Here is a 16,016-nt window from a genome sequence, read left to right on the forward strand (position 1 = left end):
GGGCATCAATCGCCGTGACGGCCTGCTGATAACGAGACGCCTTTGTGGTTACTTAAACAGCCCCATCAGATGGTCCAGAATCAGCGAAGAGAGGGTGAAATCAGGGTCAGCAAATGTGACACCCTGCGCACCAAGATGTGAGAATAATGGCAACGTCAGTGCAGGTAACACACATAACAGCAGTCCGTTGATACCACTGGCAATAATCGCGCCACGGAACCCGCCGGTGGCGTTACCGAAGATGGCCGCCGCGCCTCCCGTAATAAAGCTCGCCATAATGCCCGGAACAATAATGGGCAATCCGACAAACGGGAAAATGAGAATACAGGCCAGTTCCACAGAGAAGCTCACCAGAAAACCAATCAACGTGGCATTTGGCGCTTTAGTGAAAAGCACCATGACATCCACCGCCGGGACCGCGCCAGGTGCGAAAACTCGTGAGAATCCTTTAAACGCCGGTACGATTTCCGCCGTAAATAAATTGACGCCCGCTTTGGCGAGATACAGACCGCAAGCAAACACAGCCGACTGCTCAAGAATAAAAATAATCGTATTTTTATCTGCCGCACCGGCGCCATACACAAGCGTCATCGCCGTTTTGATCTGCGGTTGCGTAGCGAATACACAGGATATCAGCAGAAGAACCAGCATCGTTAAAAGCGTGGCGATATTGGGTTCACGCAGGAAATCAAACTTGTTACTGATTTTGAGATGTTCTGTATCGGTCTTTTTATTACCGAACCATTTTCCCATATATGAACCGATGATATATGAAGATATGGCTGCGTGAGAAATGGCATATTCGTCAGAACCGATGATTTCACGGCTAAATCTGTTCAGGAAAAACGGAGAAGCGGCCATATAAAGACCGATGAAAATCGACGAGATGATAATAATGGGATAATAGCTATAACCCAGTTGCATCAGCACTGCTGTTAATGCAAAGGACATAAACAGGACAAGATGCAGCGAGAGATAGATAAATTTCAGACGCGTAAAGCGGGCCAGAAGGATATTAATCACCATAGAGAACAATAGAATTATCGCTGCCGTTGAACCAATCTGATCGATGGTTGCTGCCATAATGGCTTCATTACTCGGCACCACACCAACAATGTTAAAGGCGTTAGAAAACAAAGTGCTAAAAGCCGTTAACACTTTCATTAAGATTGAGCCACCGACCTTTATCATGGTAAATCCGATAAAAGAAAGTGCCGTTCCGGTGATGATTCTTGATACCGATGCTTTTTGAAAAACCAATCCCAGAAATGCGATAATCGCAATGATAACAGCCGGTGTTTTAACCAAACTCAGAAATATTTCCATCTTCCCCTCTTTCATTGAATTTATATTGATTGAAAGTTGCGGCCTTTTTATAAGAAACTTTATCGTTACATTTTTTCAACATTCCTCATTCATCCTTGCTCAGACGTCATTCGAAATTTGTTTTTATGAAACAATGTTTCTTTTTATTTGGCACGGTGTTTTATATAGAGTTCGTGAAAGGGATGATGTGAAGTGACTCGCAATTAGTGGAGCAGAAGGCATTTTTTAATGTGTTTTGGAATAGACATAACAAGAGAACACCGGTCTGGCGAAGCGCAATGCTGGCCGCCGCTTCCCGCGCCGTGGGTCTGAATCCTTCGACGCTATCCAGCGCACTCTCCGGACCGTGGACGAAAGGTGAAATGCGCAAACTGCAGACAGGGCGTGAAATGTGCCCCTTCTTGCACTCATTTCAAAAATACATGACCTGTAACCAGGTGAAAATATCCTCTGTTACTTTCGTGTTAATTGTGGCGGGAGGTTGCTTAACAAAGAATTAGCAATTAAAGCTAAAGGTCATTACATGAAAAGGTATTTATTAACCTCACGCCCGTTAAATATCTCAGATGCGTCATCACAACGATCGATTAACGGTGCGGCTTAATATCCGATTTAGAAAAATGACCTGATGAGGAGTAAATCCATGAAAGGCTTAGTGAATGATGTCTTATCCATATTCTCACCCAAAGCGGTTAAGCCTGTTTTGGTCCGCTCAGGGTTATCACATCGCGAGATCGCCTCGCTGCAAGCTGTCGGCGTGAGCACGGTGTCCTGGGCTACCTCCATGGAAGAACTCAACAATGCATTTGTTAAAAAAGCACTGGATGCAGGCGCTGTCGGCTACCACATTACCAATGTGGAATCGCACAAACCGGGTAAAGAGCAGCAACACGTTATGGCTGCCACCGCGACCTTTTACCATATCAATCACAAAGTGGCCTATGGCTGATGTGCAGAGCAGAGTGTCATGAAATAAGAACGCCGCAGGCTTTAGGGTTTGCGGCGTTATTTATTGATGAGAAAGCATATTGAAGACCATTCACTGGCCGCGCGGTACACGGGTGGAGCGCCGCCCCATCAGCCTGGAGCATCATCATTCTCTTTTTCTTAATGATAATTACGGGTAAGATTAGTCCGAATAATAACATGTAAGGAAATAGAAATGGGATCTATGGTTTTTTGTAGAGGATGCGGAAAGGAGATCCACGAGTCGGCTAAATCATGCCCTCATTGTGGCGCCACTCAAAGTATTAATCCTCAGGGGACTAAAAGCAGGGTTGCTGCAGCGTTGTTAGCTTTCTTCCTGGGTGGTTTTGGTGTTCATAAGTTCTATCTGGGTAAAATCGGGCAAGGGTTCTTATACCTCATCTTCTGCTGGACGTTTATTCCTTCAATAATTGCATTCATTGAATTCATTATTTATCTGTGCGATTCAGATGAAAACTTCGCCAAAAAATACGGTTGAGTTTAGCTATCTGATTATAAAAGCCGCTTTCAAAGTGGCTTTTTGAAATCTACTAAACATTAAAAAACCCACACCCACCTTTCGGCAGATGCGGGTTCGCATAATCTCTGTACGCTAAATCAGATTACATCTGGATCAGATGTTTGATTTTCACGTCAGGATTGGTGTCGGCAGCATAATCAACACCGTTCAGGCCAAAGCCGAACAGACGCATAAATTCGCTTTTGTAGCCTGCAAAATCAGTCAGTTCCGCGATGTTATCGTTGGTGACTTCATTCCACAGTTTACCCACTTCAGCCTGCACTTCTGGCGCGATCTCTTTCAGGTCAGCGCGCAGACGGCCTTCGTTGTCGACCAGCGGCTCAGCGCCATACAGGCTGTCTTTGTACAGACCGTAAACCTGCTCGATACAACCTTCGTGAGTGCCCTTCTCTTTCATCACTTTGAACAACAGTGACAGGTACAGCGGCATCACCGGGATAGCAGAACTCGCCTGCGTCACAACGGCTTTCAGTACGGAAACGCGTGCGTCGCCGCCCTGCTCTGCCAGTGTGCTACGGATATCCAGAACACGTTTGTCCAGATCCTTCTTGGCTTCACCGATAGAACCGTTCCAGTAAATGTCCTGCGTCACTTCTTCACCCAGATAGGTGAACGCCGTGGTTTTCGCGCCTTCGGCCAGCACACCGGCAGCCTTCAGATCGTCGATCCACATCTGCCAGTCTTCGCCACCCATCACTGCAACGGTGCCCGCGATTTCTTCAGGGGTTGCCGGTTCCAGCGTGGTTTCGTTGATGGTTTCTTTGTCGGTGTTGATGCCGCGAATAGTGACTTGCTTACCGATTGGTTTCAGGGTGGAGTTGAACACTTCACCGGTTTTAGGATGGGTGCGACGTGGCGCAGCCAGGCTGTAAACCACCAGATCAACCTGACCCAAATCTTGTTTGATCAGCTCAATGGTCTTTTGCTTCACTTCGTCAGAGAACGCATCGCCGTTGATGCTTTTTGCGTACAGACCTTTGGCATCGGCAAATTCTTCGAATGCGGCTGAGTTGTACCAGCCCGCAGTGGCGGTTTTGGATTCATCGCCCGGACGTTCGAAGAAGATACCCAGCGTTGCTGCGTCAGAACCAAAAGCAGCTGAGATGCGGGCAGCGAGGCCGTAACCGGTAGAAGCACCGATCACCAGGACTTTTTTCGGACCGCCTGCGATTTTGCCTTGCGCGGTAACGTAGTCGATTTGTTCTTTAACGTTCGCCTTGCAACCTTCCGGATGGGCAGTAACACAGATAAAGCCACGGATGCGTGGTTTGATAATCATATAGACCTCATTGCAACTGTCTCAGTAAATTGGCCGATAGAATATAGGTTTGCGCCGTTTCAGGCAAAACCTGACGCTTCTTCGCCGTGTAAACAGAGTTCTCTGACCCGAAAACAGGCTCGTTTTCGGCAGAAAGCATAAAATTTGAGCCAAAAATTATCTCTGTAGTGTAACGCAGTCCCGCCGGGATGTTCATTTCAGGCCTCACGCATTCCAAAAGCATGGCGGCGGCATACCGCACATTCATTATCCTGCGCAGACCAGGCGGGAAATATGCAGCCACACACCCGGCATTGTGCTTGTTCAAGCCTGGAAACGGTTAACGTACTTTCACTGTTTTCACGCGCGGATACGGAGATAGCGCCATCAAAGCACACCGCCTCGCAGTTGCCACAACCGGTACATTTCACAGGATCCAGCGTTAATGCCAGATTATCCAGGCGGATGGCTTGTTCGGGACAGACACGGCTACAGGCGCCGCAGAGTACGCAACGGTGTTTATCGAGATCAACGTGATATTCACTGATCTGTGTAAAACGGGCGCGCCTGAACCGACGCCCGACAGGTACGTTACCGGCAGAAGCGCCTTCGTTTTTAAGATGCAACCACCGGCGGCGTGAACCGTTCATCGTTTGCCGGGACGGTGGCACAATATTCCACAGCGGTTCCTGCATTCGTTTCAGGCGAACATTCAGCGTGGCGATGGCCTGAAACCAGCCAGCCGCGCTTTCCGCTTTCATCTCAACAAAACGGATGCCGTATTCGCTGTGCCACATCAGCAATTCTTCAGTACAGGGCGCAACGCGAGTCAGCGGCATCACCAGCCGGTCAGCGCGGTAAAACATCACGTTAGTATTGATGTGCATCCAGGTCGCGACAGACGTATGAGCGTAAATCGCGCTCATGCAGAAGAGATCAATCAGGCCCAAAAGAGAAGCGAGCAGCAGAAGAGAAGTCACGACGCGTTTTGCTACCAGCCCGATCAGCCTGGTCAACCCCAGAATACCGAGATAGAGACTGGCGAAAACGATTTCCCGGCTCAGCCAGGAACTGCTGATATGACTCAGTGCATGAAAGGCATTCAGCGGATAGCCCAGATGCGCGGTTGAAGCGACAAGGCCCAGCGCACCGGCGACAAAAGCCAGCAACATGGCAGGTACTGCAACGCGCCATTTTTCCTGCGTATTCAGACTGTCAGCGGCATACATCAGGATAAATGTGGTGAAAAGCGTGCTGCCTGCGGAAAGCTGGATATGGTGGCCAGCAGCGTCGAGCCGCGCGCGGTACGTTCGCCACAATTATGCCGCGGTGACTCACTTTTAGGTAAGAATAGAGGTTTCATCATCGTTTGATGGAGCCTGACATTCTTGATGTTTATTTGTTAAGCATTACTAATCACTTTTACGAATATCTCGTCACAAAAAAGTAACATTTCCCCCGTTAAATTCAGCGCCACCAGCCTTCGTTTCCCTTCATTTTTCCCGTTTCCTTTCAATATCCGGATTATGCGTTAGATTTATAATGTGTGACATGAGTCACACAAAAACCATAAGAAAAGTAATGATTAGGGAGCATCTGTGAGTGAGAAAATAAACAGTGGCGGTCGGGATGATGCGGCGAAAGCCTCGCAACCGACCGAACCGCTGGTGAAAGTAATTGCCTTTATTGCCACCCTGGGTGGCTTACTTTTTGGCTACGATACCGGGGTGATTGCCGGTGCTTTGCTGTTCATGAAGCACGATCTGCATCTGACATCGTTAACAACCGGGATGGTCACCAGCTTCCTGATACTGGGTTCGGCTGTGGGTGCAGTCTGTGCTGGTCGCGTGGCTGACCGTTTCGGGCGTAAGAAAGTCATTCTGGTGATGGCACTGATCTTTATGGCCGGTTCGCTCGGTTGTGCCACGGCGCCCAACGTCGTGATAATGATTATCTGCCGGTTTATTCTGGGGCTGGCAGTCGGTGGCGCGGCAGCGATTGTGCCCATCTATATCGCGGAAATCGTCCCCTCTCATCGCCGCTGGCAGTTCGTTACATTACAGGAACTGATGATCGTCTCCGGCCAGCTGATTGCGTATACCAGTAATGCGGCCATCAACGAAGTGTGGGGTGGCGAAACCACCTGGCGCTGGATGCTGGGTGTCGCCTGCGTTCCGGCCGTGGTGCTGTGGGTCGGGATGCTTTTCCTGCCTGATACTCCGCGCTGGTATGCCATGCACGGCCGCTATCGCGAAGCGCGTGACGTGCTGGAGCGTACCCGTAAGGCAGGCAGAGTAGAGAAAGAGCTGAGCGAGATCCGCAGTTCCATGAGTTCCAAAAGCGAGAAGCATTCCCGCCGCCAGAAGACTATCTCCGTGTGGATGAAACGTCTGGTGTTTCTGGGGATTGGTATCGCCATGCTGCAACAACTCTCCGGCGTGAATACCATTATGTTCTACGCACCGACCATGTTGCAGGCCACGGGGTTAAGCACTAATGCGTCTCTGATGGCGACTATCGCCAACGGGGTCATCTCAGTGATCATGACGTTTGTGGGCATCATGCTGCTCAGCCGTTTCGGGCGCCGTCCGCTGCTGCTGACCGGTCAGATCGGCTGTACCCTGACGCTGCTTGCCATCGGATTAGTCACCTGGCTGATGCCGGAAACTGTCAACGGTCATCCCGATGCGGTTCGCAGCTATCTGGTACTTGGCGGTATGCTGATTTTCCTGTGCTTCCAGCAGGGCGCGTTGTCGCCTGTTACCTGGCTGCTGCTGTCGGAAATGTTCCCGATGCGCATCCGCGGCATGGCTAACGGCGTATCGGTATTTGCCATGCAGATGACCAACTTCTCCATCGCCTTTATGTTCCCGATCATGCTGGAGTCTATCGGGCTGACGATGTCATTCTTCTGCTTTGCCGCCATCGGTGTCGCAGGCGGAATATTTGCCATTATCTTTGCGCCTGAAACGCAGGGTAAAACGTTAGAACAGATTGAGAAACACTTTAAAAAGCACTTGCAGGATGACCCTGCTCCGCAGGAAGCAGGAAGTTAAGCTGGTCATGTAATAACCCTGCCTGGTCAGCATGATATCTGGCCAGGCAGTCGCTTCAAAAGAAAGAAAAGGCTGCCCCCGCCATCCTCACATTTGATGCATCATGTTGTATAATCGTTTTCCACGGCCTCTTCCCAACTCCGGGTATGCGCACTCTCATTGCTACGGTGAACTTTTGAATTATCCCATCAACTCAATTAATCACGCCTATCTGGGCAGCAGCGTTTACGCCACCTTGCGCGAGGCACTGATTACCGGCCGCCTGAAACCTAATGATCGTTTACGTATCCGCGAACTGGCCGAACAGGTGGGTACCAGTGTCACGCCGGTGCGGGATGCGATTTTACAGCTGGCCAAAGAACAGGCGCTGGAAATGCGTACCCCGAAAGACATCCGCGTACCGCAGCTCGATGAACAGCAATATCAGGAAATTCGCACCTTACGGCTGGAACTGGAAGGTCTCGGGGCGGAGAAAGCAGCGCAATCGGTAACGGAATATGAGTTGCAACGGATTACGCAGAATATTAAAGATAACCGCAAAGCCATCAGCAGCGAAGATTTGCCCGAAGCACTGCGCCTCAACAGCGAGTTCCATCTGATGCTCTCACAAAGTGCGCGGATGCCCCTTTTAAGCAATTTCATCGACAGTTTATGGATGCGCACCGGCCCGCTGATTGCACAGGCTTATGCTCATTTCTCACAACGTATGGCCATTGAACATCACGAAGAGATTTTGATTGCACTGCGTAAAGGCGACGGCGCAACCGCCAGGCGTGCCATTCAGGAAGACATTCTCGACGGCAGCCAGAAGATGGTCGAGTTTCTGAGCGTAAGTCGCAAAGTCCTGTAGCGTGCGTGCTAACGTATGCGCTGAGAAAAAAGGGTATTCAGGGGGTCTGAGATTATCTCGCGGACTCTTTTTAATGTATTAAGTGAAATCGCATTTATTTGACACATAGAAGAAAACATCAGCCAGCAGTATCTGGCATACTGTAACAACAGAAATTACCTGAGGATATCATTTTCAAAAACAACTTCATTTCTCTGACGCTTTGCCAGATAGAGATTCGTATCGGCTTTAGAAATGATTTCTTGTAATGTTGCATTCTGTTTCTCACACTGAGAGATACCGATACTTACTGATAAAGATAAATCATCAAGTTTTAAACTCTTCACTGAATGACGGATCCTGTTTGCGATTAATAATGCATCTGCAGGTGTGGTATCTTTAAGTATAACGATAAATTCATCGCCTCCCACCCTGCCAACAAAGTCAGTTCCACGTAAGCTCTTAAGTATTGTTTCAGCAATCAGAGAAATAGCCGTATCACCTTTGGCATGGCCATAGGTGTTATTCACGTCTCTTAAATGATCAAGGTCGATCACTAAAACACTAAAAGGCACATTATTTTTCTTGGATTTTTCTAATTCGTAACTTGCTTTCGCGTAAAATGCCTCCCTTCGTAAACATCCTGTTAATCCATCTTTAGATGCATATTCATTGAGGACCCGGAGATATCCTCCTGCTATTAATGACAGTAAATAGCTAATAACCATCGATAAAATGATAATAATTAATGCAGGCCAGACGTTCGAAAAATTCATTATAGATTTCGAGAAAGCGGGTTTTCCCAGAATGGAGTATTTACGTATTTTAACCCCGACTAAACTGTAGCCTTTATCATGCAAGGGTAAAATAGAAATGATGGTATTCTCATCAGCAAACCTTCCGATAGCAAATCCACGATTAGCACACACTTTATTTAATACAACGGGAATATTATGAGGCTGTATTTCTTTGACTGAAGTTAAAAACTCTCGGATTTTGGCGTTACATTCTTGCGGATTTCCTGACTTAGAGAACAGTAAAGTCTTAACTTGCACCTCAGTGTATTGTGAAGGATTCCTGATATAGTTTCCTGCTGAGATATCTCCTTGCAAATTATCTGAATCATAAAAGCTGCCCATATTTTGAATGTTATTAATATTGCCTTTCCACTCCTGAACATCCTGGCTGTACAATAAAGGGAAAATAATAAGTGAAGAGACCACACCACCAAATAAAACAAATGAAACAGGTTTTGTAAGTAACGGGAGTAATACTACCCACTTCCAACTTGAATAAATCATTCTTTACTCCCTGAGTAACCATCACATTCTTAATACATTCAAGTAATTTATAATTCCCTCATGTGATTTTAAAATACCACTCACCAGGTCTTCAACAAAGATCTTTTTGATAAAGAGTTAACTCTGTTTTTGTTATGAATTGACTAAGATTTTTAAATCGCTACATTCAAGACCCGACATTCAGTACCTCATCAGCTAAAGGCGCATACATTACGCGGATAGCCGATGTTCCTGAATTCTATAGCACATTCGGTTTCGCAAATGTGCGTTCCTTATCCCGGCATCTCCGCCAGCACGCTTGCCAGTGTTTGCAGCAACAGCGTCGCGTGTTCCGGCTGGAAGACCAGCGGCGGGCGAATTTTCAGGACATTCGCCGCCGGTCCCGTAGCACTAATCAAAACCTGTTTCTGGCGCATTTCATTGACGATAAATGCCGCCAGTTCCGGCGCAGGCGTATTGCGCTGATCGCTCACCAGTTCCACACCGATAAACAAACCGTCGCCGCGTACATCGCCGATGACCGGATAACGTTGCGCCAGTTTTTGTAGCCCTTCACGCAAGATTGCGCCGGTCATCTGCGCATTCTGCTGCAACTCTTCACGACGCAAAATCTGTAAAACGGCATGCGCGGCGCGGCAGGAAACCGGGTTACCGCCGAAAGTATTGAAATAGCGCTGACGGCGGCCAAATTCCGCGAACAGTTCCGGTCTGCCGACCAGCCCGGCGACCGGATGACCGTTACCCATCGGTTTGCCCAGACTGACCAGGTCAGGCGTCACGCCGTAGCGGGCGAATCCCCAGCGCTGGCTGCCGGTACGGCCAAAACCGGGCTGCACTTCGTCTGCGATAAATAATCCACCCGCCGCACGCACCAGCCCGACGGCGCGCTGCATGTCCAGCGGGTCCGGGCTGAATACACCATCACTGGAGAAAATCGTGTCCACTAACAGCGCCGCCGGTTTCACGCCCGCGTGTTTCATTTCTTCCAGCGCGCGCTCCACGCCCGCAGAGAATACGCCGGGATGGCGGAACGTGTCCGGCGCATCAGTCAGCCAGACATTTTTGCCTTGCTCAAACCCGTCACCAAGCGAGGGGGAAAGTTCTGCCAGCGCGCTGGTCACACCGTGATACGCCCAGCTCGTCACAATAACGCCCTGCCCGCCGGTAATTTGTCGTGCGACACGCAGCGCCAGATCGTTGGCTTCGCTGCCGGTGCAGGTCATGGTCAGGTTGCGCAGCTCAGGAGGAAACTCGGTCAGGAAATCTTCAGCAAATTCGACAATCGCATCATTCAGATAACGCGTGTGTGTATTGAGTTGCGCGGCCTGCGTGGTGATGGCTTCAACCACCGCCGGATGGCAATGACCGACAGACGCAACATTATTGTAAGCATCCAGATAGCGCCGCCCTTCGCTGTCATATAACCAGACGCCTTCGCCGCGCACCACATGCAGCGGTTCCTGATAAAACAGCCGGTAACCGCCGCCAAGAAATTGCTGACGACCTTCTAAAACCTGTTTCGGAGTGAGCATATAACGGCCTCTTATTTCTGTTCAAACGCGCATGACTGACGAAATATCAGGTCAGTCTGCGAAAACGGCAGCGCCATCAGACGCGATAAACTTCCCCATGCATGCACCTGATTACGCAAAATATAATCACGGTTTTGCGGATACAGCACCGCACGATGCTGGGCAATCAGCAGACTCAGCGCCAGTCGTGACGCCACCAGTTCCGGTAAAACATCCAGCTCGGCACCGGTGAGTTGCAAACGCGCGGTATACGCAGCAATCATCGGACGGCAATAGAGGAAAAGATCGTCGCCGTCGCTATCGAGCTGATAAGCCAGGGCGGTAGCCAGTTCGTTAATCAGGGGCGCGTGAAGGGCGTCACCGAAATCAATAATGCCCGCGAGACGCTGCGGATCAGCGCTGTTTACCAGAACGTTATGGGCATTCAGGTCATTGTGGATCACTTGTCTGCGCAACCGCTGGCTGGCCGGAACCACTTTTTGCCGGTGGGTTTCCAGCACGCGGGTAATGGTGCGGCGCTGCTCAGGGTCAGTGAGTTGCGTTAACCAGCCCTCGAGGCGTGACATGTCGCTGATGTCCCACAGCAGATCACGCTGTGCGCCGGGATGGTTAAAATCGCTCAGCGCGATATCCAGCCGTGCCAGCGTGTCGCCAATTTCCCGCATCAGCACCGCTGAACGCGACACCTGATATTGCGCGATACCGGGCAGATAACTGACGGCACGCAGTGTCAGCATTTGTCCGTCAACCGTCACCTGCGGCGTAAGTTCACCGTGGCGACTTTCCTGCAACCGTGGCACCGGCAACTGGCTGTCGCGTATCGCCAGATGGCTGAGAATGGCGGTCTGGAAAGCCACTTCTGCGGGCACTTCCGCCGGATTAACAAACCGCAACATGTAAGCGTGGCCAGGCCCCGTGGTCAGGCAAAAATTGCTGTCGCGTTCGCCGCCCAGCACCTCCGCTTTGCCTTCCAGCCCGTAAACCTGCGCAGCAATATTTTCTGCCTGCGACCTGCTGACACGCGGTACCTCCGTGGTGAGCAATGACGGCGCTTCAGACATGCTGACCGCCGTTCACATGTATTTCAGCGCCGTTCACGTAAGAAGCGCCCGATGTGCACAGAAAATGGATCAGTGAAGCGACTTCTTCAGCCTTACCCAGTCGCTGCAACGGCACGCTGCGCTCGACAATTTCCTGCGTGCCCGGCGAGAGGATCGCGGTATCAATTTCCCCCGGCGCAATGGCATTTACCCGTATGCCGTGCGGGCCGAATTCGTGTGCCATTTCGCGGGTCAGCGTCGAGAGCGCCGCTTTAGAACAGGCATAGGCCACACCGGCAAACGGATGCACTTTGCTGCCCGCAATCGAGGTTACGTTGATAATGCTGCCCTGTGCGGTTTTCAGTTCATCAAATAATCCGGTTGCCAGAATGGCGGTTGAAAACAGGTTGACGTTAAACACCTGCAACCAGGTGGCGTAATCACTGTCGAGCACACCGAGACGACCACCGGTAGGGGTTTTCGGTGAAATACCCGCGTTATCGACCAGCGCATCCAGCCGTCCGCCGAGGCGTTCTTTGATCATCGGCAGGGCTTTCTGCACGCTGTCGATGTCTTCCAGATCCAGGTGAATATGATTGAGAAAACCCTCTGCCCACGGACATTCATCCACCCAGTTCTGCCGCGATGCGGTGAAAATCCGCCACCCCGCAGCATAGAAATGTTTGACCGTCGCGTGACCAATGCCACGGCTTGCGCCGGTCAGCAAAAGCGTTTTTTTCTGAGTTGTGTCAGTCATGAGAAATGGCTCCCGTTACTTTTGATATTTGATGCATCAGGAATAATCAAAAAAAGAGGACCTGTAAAGTCCTCTGATGAATTTAACGTCAGTGTGTTGCCGTCGAATGACGCAGGCGTTCGCCACGGCGGCGCAGCAGTTCCATCACCAGCAGCAAAATCAGCGATGCACCGACCATCAGCGACGCCGCCGCCGCAATGGTCGGGTCGAGGTTTTCACGAATACCGGCAAACATCTGGATAGGCAGCGTGCGCTGACGCGGGCTGGCAAGAAATAACGTCACCACCACTTCGTCGAATGACGCCGCAAACGCAAACAGCGCTCCTGAGAAAACACCCGGCGCAATCAGCGGCAGCGTAACTTTACGGAATACGGTCCACGGCGACGCGCCGAGGCTGGCGGCGGCGCGGGATAAATTGCGGTCGTAATTTTTGAGTATCGCCACTACCGTGATCACCACAAACGGCACGCCAAGTAATGCATGTGCCAGCACCAGCCCGAGATAACTGTTGAGCAGCGATACGCGGGCAAAGAAGAAGAACATGCCAACGGCGATAATCACTACCGGCGCGATCATCGGCGAAATCAGAATGGCCATCACCAGTGATTTACCGCGAAATTCACCGCGCACCAGCCCGACCGCAGCCAGAACGCCGAGAAGGGTGGCGAGCAAAGTCGCCAGTGGCGCAATCAGCAGGCTGTTACCCAGTGAACTCAGCCATTCATTGGAATGGAAAAACGTCTGATACCAGCGCAGCGAAAACCCTGTCAGCGGATAGCTGAGAAACGAACCGGCGTTAAATGACAGCGGCACGATGATCAGCACCGGCACAATCAGAAACAGCAGGACCGCCGCACTGTAGAAATTAAAACACCAGCGCCATAACCGCAGGATTAACGCCCCTTTTTGTCTCATTGCGTGTTTCATCTTCGGGCTCCTTAATGCGCTGCAATTTCAGCTTTGGTGCGCGTAACGCGGATGTAAACGATGTACAGCAGCACCACAATCACCAGCAACTGACTGCCCAGCGCTGCGGCCATGCCCCAGTTCATGGTCGTATTGGTAAAGAACGCCACGAAGTAACTGACCATCTGATCGCCCGGACCGCCCAGCAACGCAGGCGTGATGTAGTAACCAATCGCCATCATAAACACCAGCAATGCACCGGCAGTGACACCCGCGTAGGTTTGCGGCACGTACACCCGCCAGAAGGCGGAGAAAGGATGCGCACCCAGTGAAATCGCGGCGCGAACATAATTAGGCGAAATGCTTTTCATCACCGCATATAAAGGAAGGACGATAAACGGCAGCATGATGTGCGTCATCGAGATATAAACGCCGAGGCGGTTGAACACCATCACCAGCGGGTGATCGATAATGCCGGTGGAAAGTAACGCGCGGTTAATCAGGCCGCCCGATTGCAACAGCACAATCCAGCTGGCTGTGCGGACAATCAACGACGTCCAGAACGGCAGCAACACCAGAATCATCAGCAAATTCGCGCGTCCGGAAGGTTGTTTTGCCAGCCAGTACGCCAGCGGATAACCCAGCACGACGCAGCAAATCGTCACCACCAGCGCCATCCACAATGTGCGCAGCAGCACGTTGACGTACAGCGCCTGATCCGGTGGCAGTGCGACAATTTTGCCAGTATCCACGTCTACCTTCCGGTCGAACGCCGACAATAAATAGAGAGAAGTCACCGGCCCCGAAGCACGTTGCAGCGTCTGCCAGGTGCTGAGTTCACCCCACAGCGGCATGCTCTGGATTAACGGTTCACGGATCGCGCCCCCTCCCGCGGGTACTTGACGTAATGTGCCAGTGATCAGGCTGCGGTAACGGTTATCTTCGTAGCTTAAACGCTTGGCAATGGTTGCCATCTGACCGCTGCTGCGGGCATGACGCAAATCGGTGACCAGTGCAGTAAACGTCGCTTCATCCGGCACGGTTTTGCCGTCCCAGTGTGCAAGCTGCGCCACAGTTTCCGGCAGGGTTGCGCCCAGTTCCGGATTAGTCACACTCTTGCCCAGAATGGACGCAATCGGGAACAGAAAACTGACAATAACAAACAGCAACAGCGGCGCGATCAGCAATAAAGAACGACGCGTATACGCCGCTTCCACTTTACGCAGACGCTGACGCAATGTTGGCCCTTCTGCTGATCCCTCCGTCACCGGTGTGGTCAACATTTCGGTTTGACTCATGTTTTTCTCCCGCTGCGAGGTTTTTATGCTTTTATCGGGCTCACAGCCCAAAATCATTCGAGTTGCAGCAAGGCGGCGAACGAGACGGATCCCCGGGAGCATACTTGAGTATGTGACCGGGGTTCACGAGTGAAGCCAGCGCAGGTGCAGCTTGAAGGATGAAGGACCGACTACTTAGAAGACCAGGCGTTGAACCGTTGCTCGAGATCTTCACCATGCTCAATCCAGAAGTGAGTATCTACCTGCAAAGCGCCTGCCAGATTTTTCTCAGCAGTTGGCAGATTCTGAGCATATTTCGCGTCTATCATGCCGGTGACCGACTTCTCGGTCGGGCCATAGGGGATGGTTTCGGCAAAGACTTTCTGGTTTTCAGGTTTGTTGGCGAAGGCTATAAACTGTTCGGCCAGATCTTTGTGTTTGGAACCTTTGACAATGGCCCAGCTGTCGAGGTCGTAGAGACTGTTGTCCCAGACCATTTTGAAATCGTGGCCTTCACCTTGCGCGGCGCTGACGCGGCCATTATACGCAGAGGTCATGACCACATCGCCGGACACCAGCCATTGCAACGGCTGTGCACCGGATTCCCACCACTGAATGTTCGGTTTGATCTGATCAAGTTTTTTGAAAGCACGTTCAACGCCCGCAGGGGTTGCCAGAACTTTGTAAATATCTTCACGTTTCACACCGTCTGCCAGTAAGGCGATTTCCAGCGTGAATTTGGCGCTCTTGCGCAGTGCGCGTTTGCCCGGAAAATCTTTCACGTCCCAGAAGTCGGCCCAACTGGTTGGCGCTTTTTTCAGTTTACTGGCGTCATAAGTCAGCACGGTTGACCACAGGAAGATGCCCGCACCACATTCGGTGACCGCGCCCGGCACGTACTGCGTTTTGTCGCCCAGCTTGTTCCAGTCCAGCGGTTCGAACAGCCCTTCATCACAGCCGCGGATAAGCTCCGGGCTTTCCACTTCCACGACGTCCCAGCCAACCTGTTTGGTTTCAACCATGGCACGGATGCGCGCCATTTCGCCATTGTATTCTCCTGGCTCAATCGTGCCTTTTCCTGCTGCCGCAAAAGGTTTGTAAAATGCTTTGTCCTGGGCGTCCTTATTCAGGCCACCAAAAGAAATCACGGTCAGGGATTCCGCCTGAGCCTGAAACACCAACCCTGCTAGAAGCGTGGTAAGGGCTATTTTCTTGAACATGCTGTG

General features: G+C 51.0%; 15 protein-coding genes. 5 read left to right on the plus strand and 10 right to left on the minus strand.

The features are described from left to right. Window positions 1–48 precede the first annotated feature (48 nt). The gene (ulaA, locus tag ABIC79_RS15160) at window positions 49–1,341 is read right to left on the minus strand and encodes a PTS ascorbate transporter subunit IIC (RefSeq protein WP_314521912.1); all 1,293 of its coding nucleotides are present in this window, start codon (window positions 1,339–1,341) and stop codon (window positions 49–51) included. Between the two features lie 263 nt (window positions 1,342–1,604). On the opposite strand from ulaA, the gene ABIC79_RS15165 reads away from it, so the two are divergent. From ABIC79_RS15165 to ABIC79_RS15175, 3 genes are all read left to right on the plus strand, one after another. Then, entirely contained in the window at window positions 1,605–1,826 is a 222-nt protein-coding gene (locus ABIC79_RS15165) for a helix-turn-helix domain-containing protein (RefSeq protein WP_121019859.1), read from the plus strand. Between the two features lie 143 nt (window positions 1,827–1,969). Beyond that, window positions 1,970–2,275 carry a YdgH/BhsA/McbA family protein gene (locus tag ABIC79_RS15170; protein ID WP_014416631.1) on the plus strand — a complete coding sequence of 102 codons (306 nt, stop codon included), beginning with the start codon at window positions 1,970–1,972 and terminating at the stop codon, window positions 2,273–2,275. Between the two features lie 213 nt (window positions 2,276–2,488). After that, window positions 2,489–2,791, plus strand: coding sequence for a TM2 domain-containing protein (locus tag ABIC79_RS15175; RefSeq protein WP_013578013.1), 303 nt, complete (start codon window positions 2,489–2,491; stop codon window positions 2,789–2,791). A 124-nt stretch (window positions 2,792–2,915) separates the two neighbouring features. Here ABIC79_RS15175 and fabV read toward each other — a convergent pair whose 3' ends face one another. Then, window positions 2,916–4,112: an enoyl-ACP reductase FabV gene (fabV, locus tag ABIC79_RS15180; RefSeq protein ID WP_013578012.1), complete on the minus strand. Its 1,197-nt coding sequence runs from the start codon at window positions 4,110–4,112 to the stop codon at window positions 2,916–2,918. A gap of 197 nt (window positions 4,113–4,309) precedes the next feature. Then, the gene (locus ABIC79_RS15185; RefSeq protein ID WP_225444947.1) at window positions 4,310–5,410 is read right to left on the minus strand and encodes a DmsC/YnfH family molybdoenzyme membrane anchor subunit; all 1,101 of its coding nucleotides are present in this window, start codon (window positions 5,408–5,410) and stop codon (window positions 4,310–4,312) included. A gap of 279 nt (window positions 5,411–5,689) precedes the next feature. Here ABIC79_RS15185 and ABIC79_RS15190 point away from each other — a divergent pair, with 279 nt between their 5' ends. Both ABIC79_RS15190 and ABIC79_RS15195 read left to right on the plus strand, forming a co-directional pair. Then, the gene (locus ABIC79_RS15190) at window positions 5,690–7,147 is read left to right on the plus strand and encodes a sugar porter family MFS transporter (protein WP_013578006.1); all 1,458 of its coding nucleotides are present in this window, start codon (window positions 5,690–5,692) and stop codon (window positions 7,145–7,147) included. Window positions 7,148–7,322: 175 nt separating this feature from the next. Continuing rightward, window positions 7,323–7,997, plus strand: coding sequence for a GntR family transcriptional regulator (locus tag ABIC79_RS15195; protein ID WP_041689163.1), 675 nt, complete (start codon window positions 7,323–7,325; stop codon window positions 7,995–7,997). A gap of 155 nt (window positions 7,998–8,152) precedes the next feature. On the opposite strand, the gene ABIC79_RS15200 is transcribed toward ABIC79_RS15195, so the two are convergent. From ABIC79_RS15200 to ABIC79_RS15230, 7 genes are all read right to left on the minus strand, one after another. Further along, window positions 8,153–9,277: a GGDEF domain-containing protein gene (locus ABIC79_RS15200; RefSeq protein ID WP_013578004.1), complete on the minus strand. Its 1,125-nt coding sequence runs from the start codon at window positions 9,275–9,277 to the stop codon at window positions 8,153–8,155. A 272-nt stretch (window positions 9,278–9,549) separates the two neighbouring features. After that, complete coding sequence (locus ABIC79_RS15205; RefSeq protein WP_013578003.1) at window positions 9,550–10,809, minus strand: aspartate aminotransferase family protein; 1,260 nt, start codon at window positions 10,807–10,809, stop codon at window positions 9,550–9,552. A gap of 11 nt (window positions 10,810–10,820) precedes the next feature. Beyond that, complete coding sequence (locus ABIC79_RS15210) at window positions 10,821–11,870, minus strand: phosphotransferase (RefSeq protein ID WP_119262365.1); 1,050 nt, start codon at window positions 11,868–11,870, stop codon at window positions 10,821–10,823. Continuing rightward, window positions 11,863–12,606 (minus strand): SDR family NAD(P)-dependent oxidoreductase, encoded by a 744-nt coding sequence (locus ABIC79_RS15215; protein ID WP_014416620.1) that lies wholly within the window; start codon window positions 12,604–12,606, stop codon window positions 11,863–11,865. Before ABIC79_RS15215 ends, ABIC79_RS15210 begins: the two co-directional genes overlap by 8 nt. An 88-nt stretch (window positions 12,607–12,694) precedes the next feature. Then, complete coding sequence (locus tag ABIC79_RS15220; protein ID WP_131637575.1) at window positions 12,695–13,522, minus strand: ABC transporter permease; 828 nt, start codon at window positions 13,520–13,522, stop codon at window positions 12,695–12,697. Between the two features lie 23 nt (window positions 13,523–13,545). Further along, the gene (locus ABIC79_RS15225) at window positions 13,546–14,811 is read right to left on the minus strand and encodes an ABC transporter permease (protein WP_013577999.1); all 1,266 of its coding nucleotides are present in this window, start codon (window positions 14,809–14,811) and stop codon (window positions 13,546–13,548) included. 170 nt (window positions 14,812–14,981) lie between these two features. Next, complete coding sequence (locus ABIC79_RS15230; protein WP_013577998.1) at window positions 14,982–16,010, minus strand: ABC transporter substrate-binding protein; 1,029 nt, start codon at window positions 16,008–16,010, stop codon at window positions 14,982–14,984. Window positions 16,011–16,016: the final 6 nt, after the last annotated feature.

The organism is Rahnella sp. 2050 (genome assembly GCF_040544515.1).
Lineage (GTDB): Bacteria > Pseudomonadota > Gammaproteobacteria > Enterobacterales > Enterobacteriaceae > Rahnella > Rahnella aceris.